The sequence below is a fragment of the Adlercreutzia equolifaciens DSM 19450 genome, assembly GCF_000478885.1.
Lineage (GTDB): Bacteria > Actinomycetota > Coriobacteriia > Coriobacteriales > Eggerthellaceae > Adlercreutzia > Adlercreutzia equolifaciens.
Map to the genome: position 1 here is coordinate 918112 of NC_022567.1, position 15833 is coordinate 933944.

Genomic DNA, 15833 nt, shown 5'->3' on the forward strand with positions numbered 1-15833 from the left:
TTTGTCTAGTTCTGGAAGAAGCTGATGCCGCAGCCCTCGGCCTCGAGGCCCAGGCTGTGCACGGTCATGGAACCGTCGCGGTAGGCCTCGATAAGGCCGCTGAGCGCCACGGTTTGGGCCTCGGTGATGTCCAGGTTGGGCTTCTTGCCGTCCTGGATGGTCTTCGCGAACACCGATATCTCGTCGCGGATGCCCTCGCCGTTCAGCTGGTAGAAATAGCGCTTGTTGCGGGACAGATCCTCGAAGCGTACTTCGTAGTAGTCCGTTTTCCACCAGGGGGCGGGCACGTACACGTAGCCCTTGGTGCCGGCGACGACCAGCTCGCCCTCGGACTTCACGCCGCTGCCCACCTCGAAGGTGGCGCAGGCGCCCTCGTAGACGAAGTCCACCTTGGTGTACACGTCGGTGCCGTCCTCGCGGCTGGTGAGCGACGCGGCGCTGACGCTCTGGTAATCGGTGCCCAGGATCTCGAAGACGGGCAGGCTGGCGATGGGACCCCAGCCGATGAGGCTGCCCGCCGGGCTCTTGAACGACTGGCTTGTGCAGGTAGCGCGCACCGAGACAGGCGTGCCGATCATGCCGCTTTTCACGAGCAGCGTCAGCCGCGAGAAGGCCAGGGAGTAGGCGGTCTTGATGGCCTCGTGGAAGACGAGGTCGCTTTTGCGGGCGAGCTCGAACAGCGAGCGGACCTCTTCTGCGGTAAGGGCTACCGGCGACTCGCTCAGCACGTGCTTGCCCGCCTTAAGGGCGGCGTGGGCGGTCTGGTAGCGCCGGGCGGGGGCGTTGGCCACATACACGGCGTCGCTTTTCTCGAGCAGGTCCTCCAGGGAGGCGGCGGTGGGGACGCGGCCGGCCAGGTCGAAGTCGTCCCCGTCGGGGAACACGGCGATAACGTCCACGCCGCTCACGTACTTGCTCTCGTCGATGAACTTCGCGATGTCGCGGGAGGCGCCCACGATGCCGAGGGAGATGTGGTTGCGGTCCTCGCGCAGCTGGGTGGAGGAGATGCCCTCGGTGCGGTCGAGGTAGACCACTTCGCAGTACTCGTTCAGGTAGTCGAAGTGCCCGCGCCAGTCCGAGCCGATGGCGAAGATGTCCACGTCGTAGTTGCGGATGTCGTCTATCTTCTGGCCGTAGTACTCCTCGGGGATGACCTCGTCGGCGATGCCGAGGGCCTTCACGGCCTCGATGCGGTCCATGAGCGACTGCTTGACGTTGATCTTCCCCCGATTCTTGTCGAAGTCGCTGGAGGTGACGCCCACGATGAGGTAGTCGCCGAGCTCCTTGGCGCGCCGCAGCAGGTTAACGTGTCCCCGGTGCAGCAGATCGAAGGTGCCGTAGGTGATGACTTTTTTCACAGGGAATCCTCGCTTTTGGGTGATGGGGTCTTAGGCGGCGTCCACGGCGCCCAGGGCGTCGACGAGCTTTTCCATGGCGGCCTTCGACCCGGTGGAGACGCGCAGGTAGTCCTTCAACATGCCCGAGCCCCAGGACTTCACGAGGATGCCCCGGGCCTCCAGGTCAGCGGCCACCTCGCTGGCGGGCCGGTGCGTGCGCACGAAGATGAAGTTGCCCTCGGAGGGGCGGGCCTCCCAGCCACGCTTCTGCAGGGTCTCGATGGTCCAGAAGCGGCCCTCGCGCTCGGCGGCCACCAGATCGTCGATGAGCTCGGGGTGGTCGAGGATCTTCTCGCCGAACAGCAGCGCCAGGGCGTTCACGTCGAAGGTGAGCCGCGTGTTGTTCACGTAGTGGATGATCTGGGGGTTCGATACGATCACGCCCAAACGGCACGCCGCCAGCGAGAACAGCTTCGAGAAGGTGCGCATGACGATGACGTTGTCGTAGGTCTGGGTGAGGTCGATGAAGGTGCTCGGGCAGAAGTAGTGGTAGGCCTCGTCGATGATGACCACGGCGTCGTTGGCCCGGGCCGCCTCGACGGCGGCGACGACGTCCTCGCGGGAGAAGGCGTCGCCCACGGGGTTGTTGGGGTTCAGCAGCACCACCACGTCGGTGTTGGGGGTGATGGCGTCGATGAGGTTCTGCATGTTGAAGGAGAGGTCGTCGTTGTAGGCCACGGGCACGTGGTTAAGGCCCAAGATGTTGCAGTTCACCCAGTACATCTCGAAGGAGGGGGTGACGGTGACGACGTCGTGGCCCTGGGCGCAGAAGGTCTGCAGCAGGTAGCGGATGGCCTGATCGGTGCCGTTGGTGCAGGTGACGCAGTCGCGGGGGACGCCCACGTAGTCGGCGTACTTGGTGAGGAAGCGGTCGGGTTCGGGGTAGATGGCGAGGTATTCCGGCGTGATGGACTTCTTCACCTCTTCCACGAACCACGCGGGAAGCCCCTCGGGGTTCTCGTTCATGTCGTAGCGGAGGAAGTCGTAGCGCCCCTGCTCGGGGAAGACGCGCTGGGTATTCTTGATGTGCTTGTCGACATAGTAGGCCATGAAACGGATCTCCTTTACGATTGGTAGAACTTGACGAAGGCCTCTTTGGTGGTAAGGCCGAAGGTGCGGGGCATGGCGCTGGCGGACGCGTCCTTCAGGGCAGTGCCATCGGCATCTATGTAGGCGATGCCCGTCTGTTCGCGGTAGAAGTCGAGCAGCGTGTCGATGGTCGGCGTGGGCACGCCCGCCATGGAGGCGATGTCCTTGATGATGGCCACGCCGAAGGGATAGTCCTCGGTGAACATGCGATCGTTCCAGTTGGGCACGAAGGTGCCCTCGTCGGTGGGGGAGAGCGGCACCTTAACGGCCTCGAAGGCGCGGATGCTCTTCAGCTTCGCCGTCATGGCCTCGGGCGTGGGCGACTCGTAGTACTCGCGCAGCGAGACCACCTCGGAAAGGTCGAGGGGCGCCAGGGCGCGGCAGATGGCCTGCAGCTCGTCGTCGTAGGCGAGAAGGAAGCGCGAGGTGTCGTCGTTCCACTGCTCGTAGAACATGAGCTGCTCGGGATAGGTGTCGCCGGGGCGGTAGTCCTTGAAGACGCCGTAGGCGCCGGAGGTGTGCAGAAGCGGGTTGGAGGGCACGAGCGTCACCGCCAGGAACTCCTTGAGGGGCACGGTGGGAATGTGGAAGAGGCCTTCGATGGTGCGCGCCACGTCGGCGGTGCGGTCTTTCGGCAGGGCGGCCACGTAGAGGGTGGTCTTCGCCGAGAGGATGCCGGCGGTGCGGTCGCTCCAGCTGGACCGGGACACGTAGGGCACCCGCTGCAGGCCGAAGACGGTGACCCCGCGGGCGATGAGGTCCTGGCAGAAGTACTCGATGCCGCCGTAGCCGGGCATGAAGCCCAAGGAGGTGCCGGCCTGCACGTAGGGTTCGATGTCGGCCACGAACTGCTGGCGCAGGAAGGCGGGGTAGGTGCACAGGATCATGTCGGCCTGGCAGGCGGCGGCGATGTCGTCGGTCACGGCGAAGGGCGCCGAGTGCCCCGGTTTCCCCTCGTAGGTGAAATCGAGGGCCTCGCGGTTTTTGTGGGGCTTGGCCGTGAACAGCGTGACGTCGTTGTCCTGGGCCAGCACGGCGCAGCTGGCAAGGCCGAGGTTGCCCGCGCCGAAGATGGTAATGCGCATAAAGGGACTCCTTTTCGGGCCGGCGTCGCCGCCGACCGGATTGACGTCCTTCATGATAAACGAGAACCGCGGCGCGTCCCGCCGTATTTTCTATCTTACGGCAGATGAACAAAATGCGCCGCCGCGGCCCTGTGGTAAGATGCGAGGTTGAATTTGGAAACGCCCCGCCCGCCGGCCGCCGCGGGGCTGGTTTTGTCCCCGACCGGAGGAGCACCGTGCCGAACTTCGATATTACCGTCGTCATCCCTGTGTACAACGCCGAGGAGTACCTGGGCGAGACGCTTGCCTCGGTGGAGGCCCAGACGCTGGGCATGGACCGCATCCAGGTGGTGCTCGTCGACGACGGCAGCACGGACGGCAGCGCGGGCATCTGCCGCGCCTTCGCGGACAAGCACCCGGGACACGTGGTGTTCGTGCAGCAGGAGAACGCCGGCGTCTCCCGGGCCCGCAACGTCGGGCTCGATCACGCCTTGGGCCGCATCGTCACCTGCCTGGACAGCGACGACGCCTGGACGGCCGACTCCTTCGCCCACGCCGTGGCCTTCTTCGACGAGGGGGGCCATGGGGTGGACGTTCTGTGCGGCAAGCTGGAGCTGTTCGAGGGCCAGAGCAGCGACCATCCGCTGGACTACCGCTTCACGCGCAGCGACGACAAGGACGCGCTCGTCTACCTGGGCATGCAGCCGGCCGACATCCAGAGCACCATCGGCAACTGCTTCTTCCTGCGAAAGGCCATCGGCAACACGCGCTTCGACGAGGGTCTGGCCACGTCGGAGGACACGCTGTTCGTGGCCAAGGTTCTTCTGGGGAAGTGCTGCTACGGCGTGGCGCCCCTCTGCCGCTACCGCTACCGCAAGCGCTCCGACGGCTCGTCGCTCAGCCAGGTGATCACCTTTAAGAAGCATCGCCAGAACCTGGAGGTGTGCCGGCGCCTGTTCGCGGCCTCGCGCGAGGCCTACGGCGAGATCCTGCCGTTCATTCAGGCGACGGCGCTCTACATTGTGAACTGGCAGATCTTCGGCGCTACGGCCGAGCCCCTTACCGAGGAGGAGCGCGCCCTGTGGAGGGCCGAGGTGGAGGAGCTGCTGGTCGATATCTCCCTGGACGTGCTGGCCAAGCCCTCCTGGCTCGCCCGCGAGAAGAAGCTCGTGCTGTACCGCATGAAGTACGGCGAGGACGTCTTCAGCCGCATGGCGTGGGTGGAGAAGGACCGGGGCCTTCTGGAGGGTGTGCGCGCCACGAGCCTGAACGCCAAGGCGCCCTGCTACATTTACGACCTGGAGCAGCGCGGGGACGTGCTGCACCTGGAGGGGACGACGGATCTTTCCGTGTTCCGCGAGCCCTTCCAGCTGTTCGTACTGGACGAGAAATCGGGTCGGCGCTACGACGCCTGCCTGTTCGACTACCCGACGGCCACCCATGAGACCATCGCCGGCGAGGTGGTGTTCGAGGGGCTTCGCTTCACGGTGGATGTGCCCTTGAAGCCCGGATGCGCCTACTCTTTCTGCGCGCAGATCGGCGAGGGCGGCCGCACGCTGGCGCTCACGCCCCACTACGGCCACTTCGCCCTGTTCAGCCAATCGATGAAGCATGACTACCACCGCTTCGGCGACGTCATGGTGAAGCACATCGGCAAGCAGCTGCGCACCTACCGGGCCACGGTCCGCATGGCCGTCGTCTCGGAGCTGCGCCGTTTGAAGGAGGTCGCCACCTACGACAAGGCGGACGCGAAGACCCGCCGCGCCTACGTCGGCCTGCGCCTGCGCTACCACCTGCACCGGCTCCTCTTCAAGAAGCCCATCTGGATCTTCGGCGACAAGGAGTGGAAAGCCGGCGACAACGCCGAGAACGTCTACCGCTACGCGGTGCGGGAATCGGGCTTCCACGGCGCGAAGATGTACTTCGCCTTGGAGAAGTCCAGCGTGGACTACCCAGCCGTGGCCGCCTACGGCAACGTGGTCGATCCCTCGACGGCGCGCTACCGGCTTCTGTTCTTGCTGGCGTCGGTGGTGGTCTCGTCGCGCTCGGAGGAGTCGATGGTCAACCCCTTCGGCGCCAACTTGCCCTTGGTGAAGGACCTTCTGAACTACGACTTCGTCTACCTGACCCACGGCACCCTGTTCGGGGATTTGGCCTTCATGCTGGCCAAGCCGGCCAAGGACATCCGGCGGTTCTGCGTGAGCACCCAGATGGAGCGCCGAGCGCTTCTGACGAGCGCCTACGCCTACGGTGAGGACGAAGTGGTGCTGACGGGCATGGCGCGCTACGACGCCTACGGCGACGCGAAGCCGCGCAAGGTGGTGGCGTTTCTGCCCACCTGGCGGGCGCACCTGGCCGGCAAGATCATCCCGGGCACGAGCACCCGCGAGTACGTGCCCCACTTCAAGGACACCGATTTCTGGGCGTTCTACAACGGGCTCATCAACGACGAGCGGCTGCTTGAGGCCATGCGCCGCACCGGCTACACGGGCGAGTTCTACGTTCACCCCGCCTTCGAGAAGCAGGCCGCCGATTTCTCCGGCAACGAGCTCATCAGCGTGGGGGACGGCTCGGCCGACTACGAGCGCGTGCTCAGCGAGTCGGCGCTGCTGGTTACCGACTACTCCGGCGTCGGGTTCGACTTCGGCTATCAGCGCAAGCCGGTGGTGTACAGCCAGTACGACTCGGTGTTCAGCGGCGGCCACACCTACGGCGAGGACAGCTACTTCGACTACGACGCCGACGGCTTCGGGCCGGTGGCGCGAAGCCTGGACGAGACGGTGGACGCCATCATCGCCTACCTGGAAGCCGACTGCGCCGCAGAGCCGCTCTACCGCGAGCGCGCCGACGCCATGTTCGGCTTCTCGGACTACCAAAGCTGCAAGCGCATCTTCGACGCCGTGGTGGCCATGAGGTCATCAAGCCGAGGATCGGGCGAGGGCGCCTGACGGTTTCTTCAGGCTTGTGGTGTGAACGTGGTGGCTCTGTCGAGGAACCATGAAACCCTCGCGGACAAATTCTCGCGGAGCGACATTTTCCCGACGAAAGGCATGGGCATTGCTAAAATAGCGCAAGGGGTCGCAGCCTGCGACCCCTTGCAATGTTCAGGAGTATAAACGGGAGAGGGGACTTTCCCGGGAAGCGAGGATATTTTTGAAGCGGTTAGCGGCCATGGTCTTGGCGGCGGTCTTGGCCTGCGCGCCTCTAATGCCGGGCGTGGCGGGCGACACTTCACAGTTGGAAGAGGCCATCGCCGATGCGCCTTATCAGATCTGGCCGGCCAAGGCTCGCTCGAATTCGCCGGAATTCGTGCGGGCAGCCATCAAGCAGCGCAACGCCCAGGGCGACAACTGCAAAGTTGTGATGGGGACCTCCGAATTCCGATGGGTGTACCCGGATACGGTCTCCTCGCATCCGGCGAACTTTTTCGCCAACAACAACTACGGTATGGATACGTTCTTGCTGGGCCAACCGTACTGCCAGGATTTATGGCACGCCATCGAGGTGGGCGCTTTGGCCGACGCGTTCCCTGACGACAAGGTGGTCTTCTTTGCCGGCATCACGTGGTTCATGGATTACCAGAATCCCGCCAAATGCTTTCGGAACTCGTTTTCCGAGGAGGCTTATCGGGAGCTAATGGCGAACCCAGCGGTGAGCGATGAGACCAAGGGCAAGATTCAGAAAAAGATGATCGATTACGGCATCGAGGAAGCGGTCGTCTATCCTGAAGGCGAAAAAGGCGAGCAATCGCTCACCGAGGCGATAAACGACCTGTTCCACTCCTCTATCGACGAGACGAAGAGCTACGACGAAGTGCTCTCCGATACGGAGGACGATTGGAACCCGCCCGAGCGCGAGCTGAACCGGAGCCGGCCGGTGCCCGAGGGGCGCCACGGCGAGCTTGAGGAACCCGATTGGGACGGCTGGCTGGCGGCCATGGAACAGGAGGGAGCCGAGCAGACCTCCAGCAACGATTTGGGCGTTTACAACAGCTGGTACGAGAAGGGCAAGTGCGAAGAGTGGATAAAGGGCGCCAAGGAGTGGTGCATCTACACCGACGAGCCCTACCAGGAGACGGAGTTCGAGGACTTCCGGCTGTTTCTGGACGTGTGCCGCGAGACGGGCATCGAGCCTCTGGTGGTGCTGATGCCCCTTAAGGGCGAGCTGTTCGACGAGACGGTGTACACCGCCGACGTGCGGGCCCAATGGTACGACCGCATGAAGGCCATCTGCGACGAGTACGGCGTGGAATACGTCGACTTCTCGCCCTACGAGTACGACCCCTACTTCCTGTACGACATGGCGCACTTCGGCTGGACGGGCTGGGTGCACGTCAACCGCGCCATCTACGAGTTCTATATGGGCGAGGGGGAGTAGACCGTGAGGCGGTTCTGGGACAGGCTTGTGGAGTGGTTCTTCAGCGACACGTGGCTGGGGGCGCTTCTGTGGTTCGTCGTCGTGCTGGGGCTTCTGGCCCTGCTCGTGTGGTTCACCGTGTTCTCCGGATTCGGCGCTCCGGCGGCGCCGGTGTACGAGAACTTCTAGGCGGCTTTTCGCATGTGCTGTCGCGTAGATGAGAGGAACGATTGGTTGTGAGGGTACTGTGAGCAGATTTCTTGAGACGTTCGAAAAGAGGGCGGCACGCTGCCCCGAAAGGCGCGCGTTCTTCAACTCCCGCGGGGGAGAGGGGTCGTCGATCACCTTCGGCGAGCTAAGCGCCCTGTCGGACAATCTGGCCGCCGCCTTGGCCGAAAAGGCGCCCGCCGGCAAGCCCGTGGTGGTGTACGGCCACAAGTCGCCGCTCATGCTCGTCTCGTTTCTAGCCGCCGTGAAGGCGGGGCTCACCTACGCTCCCGTGGACATCGCCTACCCCGCCGACCGCGTGAGCGATATCCTGGCCCAGCTGGACCGACCGCTCGTGCTGTCGCTGGCCGATGGCCCCTTCGTGGGGGATGCGGCCTTGGCCGGCGAGGTGTGGGACGAGGCCGAGGTGCGGGCTGCCTGCGCGGTGGCCTCCGAGGCCGACCGCTCCCGCTGGATTGCCGACGAGACGCCCTTCTACCTGCTGTTCACTTCGGGAAGCACGGGGCGCCCCAAGGGAGTTCAGATGCCCTCCCGCTGCGTGGACGCCTTCATGGACTACTTCTCGCGGCTCTTCCCCTCCCGCGAGGACGGCGTGAGCTTCAACCGCGTGCCCTACACCTTCGACGTGAGCCTCTTCGACATCATCGGGGCGCTGCCGTTCGGCTACACCCTCTTTTCCCTGGAGAGCGAGCACGAGCAGAGCATGCGCGATACCTTCGAGGCCCTGCGCGAAAGCGGCATGACTGCTTGGATTTCCACTCCGTCGTTCGCGGAGATGTGCCTGGCCGACCCCAGCTTCAACGCCCAGCTTCTGCCGCGCCTTGACGCCATCATCCTGTGCGGCGAGGTGCTGCGCAACGCCACGGCGCTGAAGCTTTTGGATCGCTTCCCGGATGCGACGCTGTACAACACCTATGGGCCCACGGAGACCCAGGCGGTGACCGATATTGTGGTGGACTGCGCTCTGGCGACCGATGTGAACCCGCTTCCCGTGGGCTACCTTACCTCCAGCGGGGGCGCCCGCATTCTGGATCTGGAGACCGGCGAGGAGCTGGGGGCCGGGCAGGTGGGCGAGATCTACCTGTTCGGCGACACGGTGTCGGCGGGCTATTACGGCCGCCCCGACCTGACCGAGGCCGCTTTCTCGGTAGTGGAAGAGGGCACGGGGCTCGGCCAACGCTGCTACAAGACCGGCGACAAGGGCTATCTTGACGAGCAGGGGCGCCTGTTCTGCCTCGGACGGCTCGACTTCCAAGTGAAGCTGAACGGCTTCCGGGTGGAGCTGGCCGATGTGGAGCAGGCCCTGGTACGCCTGCCCGAAGTCGGCGAGGCCGTGGTGCTGCCCGTCGAGCGCGACGGCAAGGTGTCGCATCTGGCGGCCCATGTGCGCCTGGCCGACGGCGGCGAGGGCGATCGCGAGACGACGCGCGCCCTGAAGGCGGCCCTGAAGCAGCTCGTGCCCGAGTACATGGTTCCGAAGAAGTTCGTGTACCACGACGAGTTCGCGTTGAACGTCAACGGCAAGATCGACCGCAAGGCGCTGGCCTAGAGCGGAGCGCGACCATGAACTTCTATGTCGATCCCGCGTTCTACGTCTATCTGCTTGTGGCCCTGGTTCCGGCGGCCGTCCTCGGTTTCACGGGGCATCGCATCAAGCGTTACGGGCTTGCGGCCTCGCTGGTATTCCTCCTCCTGCTGTTCGGGGAGAACTGGCAGGGTATGGCGGCCTTCGTCGCCTTCATCGCCATTGCCTGCGCCGCGACGTTCTGGGTGCTGCGCAGCTGGCAGTCCGGCGAAAAGGCGCTGTGGAAGTACCGTGTGGCCTTGGCGGCGGTCATCGCCCCGGTCGTCATCTATAAGATAGGGGCCGTGTTCGACCAGAACCTCATGGGCTTTTTGGGCATCTCCTACATCACGTTCAAGGCCGTGCAGGTGATCATCGAGGTGCGCGACGACATCATCACCGAGATGAACTTCTCGGACTACCTGTACTTCCTGGTATTCTTCGCGCCGTTCACCTCCGGCCCCATCGATCGCAGCCGGCGATTCACCGAGGACGCCAACCGCGTGTACACGCCCCGGGAGTACGGGGACCTGCTCTCGCGCGGGCTTCTGCTCCTCTTGGTTGGCGCGGTGTACCAGATGGTGCTCGGGTCGGTGTTCCACCACTTCTTCACGCCCGCACCGCTGGGAGACGGGCCCTGGTGGTGGGAGATCGGCGCGCAGGTGAAGGATGCGTACATGTACGGCTTCTACCTGTTCTTCGACTTCGCGGGCTACTCGCTCATGGCCATGGGCGTGAGCTACTGCTTCGGCATCAAGACCCCGCGCAACTTCCGCGCACCCTTCCTTGCCACCGACGTGCGCGACTTCTGGGACCGCTGGCACATATCGCTTTCCACATGGCTGCGCGACTTCGTCTTCATGCGCCTGGTGAAGTCGGCCACGCGCCGCAAGGTGTTCAAGAACCGCTTGAACACGGCCTGCGCCGGCTATATGGCGAACTTCATGCTCATGGGCGCCTGGCACGGGCTGACGCTAGATTACCTGGTGTACGGCGCTTACTACGGGGTGCTCATGGGAGCCACCGACGTCTACCAGAAGAAGTCGGGCTTTCACAAGCGGCACAAAAAGAAGAAGTGGTATAAAGTTCTGCAATGGTTCGTTACCATCAATCTGGTCATGTTGGGCATGGCCATCTTTTCCGGGCAAATGCACACCGTAGTGGGAGGTATGATTCATGGCTGACAATTCGGTCGAGGAGCGCATGCTCGAGCTCATCGAGGAGATCTGCGACGACGACGCCATCTACGAGATCCGCGATGCGGATCTGTTCGAGGAGGGGCTTCTGGACTCCATGGCCGCCATCGAGCTTCTGGTGGCCATCGAGACGGAGTTCGGCGTGACTATCGCCCCCACGGCTGTGGAGCGCGAGGAGATGAACTCGGTCAACAAGATCATCCATCAGGTGCAGATACGCGTTGACTAGCCACCCGGTTCGTTGTTCTTGAAGTGAGGCGGTATGGCGCGCGACGCTTTCGAGCCCCGGCGCATTTTGGTGACCGGCGGCGCCGGGTTCATCGGCAGCAACTTCGTCCACTGGGTAGTGGACAACCAGTCCGACGTGCACGTGACGGTGCTGGACGCGCTCACCCACGCCGGGAACCGGGAGAACCTGGCCGGCATTCCCGAGGAGCGCCTGACGTTCGTCCACGGCGACATTTGCGACGCAGCGCTTCTGGAGGAGCTGTTCCCCAGCACCGACGCGGTGGTGCACTTTGCGGCGGAGTCCCACAACGACAACTCCATTGCCGACCCGGCGCCGTTTGTGCGCACCAACGTGGAGGGCACGTTCTGCCTTCTGGAGGCGGCGCGGCGCCACGGCACGCGCTTCCACCATATCTCGACCGACGAGGTGTACGGGGATTTGGCCTTGGACGACCCCGCGCGGTTCAACGAGGAATCGCCCTATCGCCCCTCGAGCCCCTACAGCTCCACCAAGGCCGCTTCCGACATGCTCGTGCGGGCGTGGCGGCGCACCTACGGGCTCGATGTCACCATTTCGAACTGCTCAAACAACTATGGGCCGCGCCAGCACATTGAGAAGTTCATTCCCCATCAGATTGCCGCCGTGCTCACGGGAGGGCGTCCCCAGCTGTACGGCGACGGGTTGAACGTGCGCGACTGGATTCACGTGGACGACCATTCCTCGGCCGTGTGGACCATCCTCGCGCGTGGCGAGCCGGGGGAGACCTACCTCATCGGTGCCGACGGGGAGCGCAGCAACCTGGAGGTGATGCGCGGCATCCTGGGGCGCATGGGGCGCGACGCCGACGACTTCGACTGGGTGCGCGATAGGCCGGGCCACGACCGCCGCTACGCCATAGACTCCTCGAAGCTGCGCCGTGAGCTGGGCTGGCGCCCGCAGCACACCGATCTCGAGGCGGGGCTGGACGAGACCATCCGCTGGTACCGCGAGAACGAAAGCTGGTGGCGCGGCGCCGCAGGCGGAAATCTTTGTTGACTTGGCGTCATCTTCTCGCGGGCGGGGATCCTCTCGCATAGTAGAATAGGGAATCATTCTTGAATCTGCCGCTGGCGCTCGTCGGGAAGGGGCCCTTATGAAGCAATCGGGGAAGGCGTCGTTCCAGCATATCCTCTCAGGCGTTCTGTCGGTTCTGGTGGCCGTCACGCTGGCGCTGTCGCTCGACGGCTATGGGGCGGTGGGGGCGGCCGTCATCGGCGATGCCGAGACGCCCCTGGCCGATGCGCTGGCGAGCGCCGGCGTGGATGCTGCCGGCGAGGCGGCCGCGGCCGAGGCCGAGCGCGCGGAGAACCCGGGCGATTTGGGCTACGTGCCCGGCGAGATCGTGGTCGTGTACGAGGAATTCGCCACAAAGGCCGAGAAGGACGCGGTGGGCGATTTGGTAGAGGGCGCGGTGGCCTCCGAGGAGGCCGTCTTCGAGGGAGGCGCGGCGGCCACGGTGGCGATATCTGACGAGCTCACTGTGGAGACGGCGGCCGGCATCGCCCAGGAGGATCCGGCGGTGAAGTACGCCCTGCCGAACTACGTGGCCACGCCCATGGATGATCCTGTCGCCGGGGCCCAGGGGGCGGTGGCGGTGCCGGACGAGCGCCGGGGGCAGCAGTGGTACCTCGATTACGTGGAGGCCCCGGCGGCCTGGGAGCTTCTGGCCCAGTGGGCCGCCGGCGTGGCCCCGGTGAAGGTGGGGGTCATCGACACGGGCGCCTCGCTTTCCCATCCCGACCTGGCCCGCGTCGTCGACCGCGCGCTGAGCGCCGAGGTCGTGCACGACGAGGGCGCGACGGCCGTCTCGGCGTGGCGCGGCGAGCCTCTGCGGGGCGACGGCTATGTGAACGGCAGCGCGGCGGTGGAGGAGTTCTCCAGCCACGGCACCCATGTGTGCGGCATCATCGCCGCCGAGGCGGGCAATGGCGGCGTTCTGGGCGTGGCCAGCGGGGGCGACACGGCCGTGGCCAACGGAATCGTGGACTTGGTGGCCATCGACGCCTTCTCCGCGAAGGCCCAGGACAAGCGCGGCCAGTGGGTGGCCAACGGAACGCTGCAGGACATCCTGTTCGCGTTGGAGTACGCCCGCGACGCGGGCTGCTCGGTGGTGAACATGTCGCTGGAGTTCGATGTCGCAGACCAGAAGCTCGTCGACGTCTTCGAGGACGTCACGTCGGGGCTCGCGCGGTCCAACGACGTGCTCGTCGTTGCGGCCGCCGGCAACAGCGGCGCCAATGCGCCCTGCGTGCCGGCCGTCTGCCCTAGCGTGATGGGCGTCGTCAGCCTCACGCAGAAGGGGCACGAGGGGGCCGGGTGGGGCAGCATCGCCAAGGCCGCATGGATGAGCGGCGACGTGACGCGCTCGGCGTTTTCCAACTACGGTTCTTGGTGCGACATCGCCGCGCCCGGGGAGGGCATCCACTCCACCTTCCTCTCGCGGGGGACGAGCGACAGCTACGCGAACATGGACGGCACCTCCATGGCCTGCCCGGTGGTGAGCGCCGTGGCGGCCATGGTGCGGGCCGCCGACCCGACGCTCTCGGCGGCCGAGGTGCGCGACCTTCTGTGCCGCACGGCGGTGGACCTGTGCGATGCGGGCAAGGACGACCAGACCGGTTACGGCGCCGTGAACGCCCGGGCGGCGGTGGCGGCGGCTTTGCCGGCGGCGCAGGTGCCGGTGGCCGGCGGGGACGCCCAGGGCGGCGAGACGCCCCAGGGGACGTCCGGGACGGAGCCCTCGCAGCTCTCGGGCGGTGCGGGCAATTCCGACAGCACAGGCAACTTTGGCAACTCCGGCAATTCAGGCGGCTCCGGCAATGCCGGCAGCCCGGGCGACTCCGGCAGCTCTGGCGGTTCCGGCGGCGCGCCCGCTCCGGGTCCGTCGCCCGCGCCCGGCCCCGATGTTCCGGAGGCCGACGATTCCGCCGGCTCCGACGGCGACGGGGCGGCGGACGGCGAGGGGCAAGAGGAGCCCAAGGACGGCGAGGACGCCGACGCGCCCGCTCCTTCCGACCCGCAGCCTTCCCGGAAGGCCGGCTGGCAGTCGTCGGGCGGCACGTGGCGCTACCGCCAGGCGGACGGCTCCAATGCTACGGGCTGGCTGAGGGACGGTTCTTCGTGGTACTACCTCGACAAGGCGGGAGCGATGGTCACTGGATGGGTGAAGGTCGGCAAGAGCTGGTACTACCTCAACCGCTCCGGCGCCATGGCCACCGGCTGGCAGAAGGTGGGGAAAAGCTGGTACTACCTGAAGGGCTCCGGCGCCATGGCCACGGGCTGGTACCGGGTGGGCTCGAAGTGGTACTACTCGAATGGCTCGGGGGCCATGCAGGCCGGCAAGTGGATCGGCAACTACTACGTGACCTCTTCCGGTGCTATGGCCGTCAGCACCTGGGTGGGCAAGTACCACGTGAACGCCTCGGGTGTATGGGACAAGACCCGTTAGGGCAAAAGGGACGCGGCGCAAGCGCGCCCCTACACGAAGTGCTTGTTGAAGAACGGGATCTTCGTCATGAGCGCCGCCAGGGCGAAGGAGATGACGATGGCGGCGCCTGCCGTGGCCGGCACGGCCAGGACGGGGTTGAAGGCCAGGGCGCTCAGGCCCAAACGAGCCAGGGCGTCCAGCACGATGACGTGCACGAGGTAGACACCGAGGGTGCTGGCGGAGAGCCGCGAGACGACGGGGTGCTTGCCGCCGGGGGCGATGGGCCAGCGCCTCGACCACGTGAACAGCGCGGTGCTGGCGAGGCACACTGGCAGCGAGAAGTTGCCGTAGTAGGTGAGCACCGGTTTGCCGGCCGCCTGGGAGGCGGCGTAGGTGAGCAGGATGGTGGCCGCCACCCCAGCGATGCCCAACAGGTAGATGCCCGTCTCCTGCTTGCGGGTGAAGTCGCGTTGGCTCAGCCAGAAGCCCAACAGGAAGTAGAACGAGTAGCCCAAAGGCATTTGGAACAGCATGTTGTCGGTCAGCTGGGTGATGAGCGACAGGTGCCCGAAGCTCGTCAGGAACGGCAGCGCCGTGTTCAGCACGAAGGCGACGGCGAGGAAGTAGTCGAGGGTCTTCGGAGAGGCGGCGATGCAGCGCATCACGGGCACCAGGATGTACAGGCCCGCTATCATGTAGAGGAACCACATGTGGTAGTGGCCCAGCACCGCCGTGCAGAAGAAGGCGTAGAGGCTTTCGGAGGAGAGATCAGCGGGTGGGTGGTTCAGCGCCGCGTACACTAGGCCCCAGAACAGGATGATGGTGACGATGCGCAGCACGTTCTTCGCATACAGCTTCTTCAGCGGCTGCTCCTTGGCGGGGTTTAAGAACAGCACGCCGCTTATCATGACGAAGACGGGCACGGCCCAGCGGACAAGCCCGTCGTAGACGTTCAGGACGGCCCAATCGAGGCCGGTTACGTCCAGCTTGCTCATGTTCTGGGTGGTGTGGATGACCACGACGGCCGAAATGGCCACGATGCGCAGGATGTCGAGGTTCCAAAGTCGTTGCACGGCGGGTTCCTTTCCGAGGGGCCGTTTTAGCGGCAGCCTATCCACTGTACCCCACTCGGAGGCCGCGCGCCACCGAAAGACGTGCGTTGTTTCCGTTATTGCCCCGCGGCGCGCGCTGGAGCGCCCGCAGTTGCCTACAATAGCCTGCACTGCGAAAAACCGCGCCGGAGG

Annotated in this window: 12 protein-coding genes; 8 read left to right on the forward strand and 4 right to left on the reverse strand. The window is 65.1% G+C overall.

Annotated features, from left to right (window positions below; genetic code table 11):
• Positions 1-5: 5 nt before the first annotated feature.
• Genes AEQU_RS03435 through AEQU_RS11810 form a run of 3 tightly spaced genes read right to left on the reverse strand, consistent with a single transcriptional unit; the run spans position 6 to position 3571 of the window.
• Positions 6-1358, reverse strand: coding sequence for an adenylyltransferase/cytidyltransferase family protein (locus AEQU_RS03435; protein ID WP_022739535.1), 1353 nt, complete (start codon positions 1356-1358; stop codon positions 6-8).
• Between the two features lie 30 nt (positions 1359-1388).
• Positions 1389-2447, reverse strand: coding sequence for a pyridoxal phosphate-dependent aminotransferase (locus tag AEQU_RS03440; RefSeq protein ID WP_022739536.1), 1059 nt, complete (start codon positions 2445-2447; stop codon positions 1389-1391).
• Between the two features lie 14 nt (positions 2448-2461).
• Positions 2462-3571, reverse strand: coding sequence for an NAD/NADP octopine/nopaline dehydrogenase family protein (locus tag AEQU_RS11810; RefSeq protein WP_022739537.1), 1110 nt, complete (start codon positions 3569-3571; stop codon positions 2462-2464).
• Between the two features lie 215 nt (positions 3572-3786).
• On the opposite strand from AEQU_RS11810, the gene AEQU_RS03450 reads away from it, so the two are divergent.
• From AEQU_RS03450 to AEQU_RS13020, 8 genes are all read left to right on the forward strand, one after another.
• Complete coding sequence (locus AEQU_RS03450; protein ID WP_022739538.1) at positions 3787-6498, forward strand: bifunctional glycosyltransferase/CDP-glycerol:glycerophosphate glycerophosphotransferase; 2712 nt, start codon at positions 3787-3789, stop codon at positions 6496-6498.
• 205 nt (positions 6499-6703) lie between these two features.
• The gene (gene dltD / locus AEQU_RS03455) at positions 6704-7927 is read left to right on the forward strand and encodes a D-alanyl-lipoteichoic acid biosynthesis protein DltD (protein ID WP_144079465.1); all 1224 of its coding nucleotides are present in this window, start codon (positions 6704-6706) and stop codon (positions 7925-7927) included.
• A 3-nt stretch (positions 7928-7930) separates the two neighbouring features.
• Positions 7931-8095, forward strand: coding sequence for a hypothetical protein (locus AEQU_RS12595; RefSeq protein WP_022739540.1), 165 nt, complete (start codon positions 7931-7933; stop codon positions 8093-8095).
• 58 nt (positions 8096-8153) lie between these two features.
• Entirely contained in the window at positions 8154-9683 is a 1530-nt protein-coding gene (locus tag AEQU_RS03460; RefSeq protein WP_022739541.1) for an AMP-binding protein, read from the forward strand.
• A gap of 14 nt (positions 9684-9697) precedes the next feature.
• A complete protein-coding gene (gene dltB, locus AEQU_RS03465; RefSeq protein ID WP_022739542.1) occupies positions 9698-10882 on the forward strand; it encodes a D-alanyl-lipoteichoic acid biosynthesis protein DltB in 1185 nt (394 codons plus the stop codon).
• Positions 10875-11123, forward strand: coding sequence for a D-alanine--poly(phosphoribitol) ligase subunit DltC (dltC, locus tag AEQU_RS03470; RefSeq protein ID WP_022739543.1), 249 nt, complete (start codon positions 10875-10877; stop codon positions 11121-11123). Before dltB ends, dltC begins: the two co-directional genes overlap by 8 nt.
• A gap of 33 nt (positions 11124-11156) precedes the next feature.
• A complete protein-coding gene (gene rfbB / locus AEQU_RS03475) occupies positions 11157-12158 on the forward strand; it encodes a dTDP-glucose 4,6-dehydratase (protein WP_022739544.1) in 1002 nt (333 codons plus the stop codon).
• A gap of 97 nt (positions 12159-12255) precedes the next feature.
• A complete protein-coding gene (locus tag AEQU_RS13020) occupies positions 12256-14610 on the forward strand; it encodes a S8 family serine peptidase (protein ID WP_022739545.1) in 2355 nt (784 codons plus the stop codon).
• 29 nt (positions 14611-14639) lie between these two features.
• Here the strand turns inward: AEQU_RS13020 and AEQU_RS03485 are convergent, their stop codons facing one another.
• Complete coding sequence (locus AEQU_RS03485) at positions 14640-15662, reverse strand: acyltransferase (RefSeq protein ID WP_022739546.1); 1023 nt, start codon at positions 15660-15662, stop codon at positions 14640-14642.
• Between the last annotated feature and the right edge of the window lie 171 nt (positions 15663-15833).

Bases quoted from the DNA above. Each gene is read 5' to 3' on its own strand.
- AEQU_RS03440 (WP_022739536.1), bottom strand. From the start codon at position 2,447: ATGGCCTACTATGTCGACAAGCACATCAAGAATACCCAGCGCGTCTTC.
- AEQU_RS11810 (WP_022739537.1), bottom strand. From the start codon at position 3,571: ATGCGCATTACCATCTTCGGCGCGGGCAACCTCGGCCTTGCCAGCTGC.
- dltB (WP_022739542.1), top strand. From the start codon at position 9,698: ATGAACTTCTATGTCGATCCCGCGTTCTACGTCTATCTGCTTGTGGCC.
- dltC (WP_022739543.1), top strand. From the start codon at position 10,875: ATGGCTGACAATTCGGTCGAGGAGCGCATGCTCGAGCTCATCGAGGAG.
- rfbB (WP_022739544.1), top strand. From the start codon at position 11,157: ATGGCGCGCGACGCTTTCGAGCCCCGGCGCATTTTGGTGACCGGCGGC.
- AEQU_RS13020 (WP_022739545.1), top strand. From the start codon at position 12,256: ATGAAGCAATCGGGGAAGGCGTCGTTCCAGCATATCCTCTCAGGCGTT.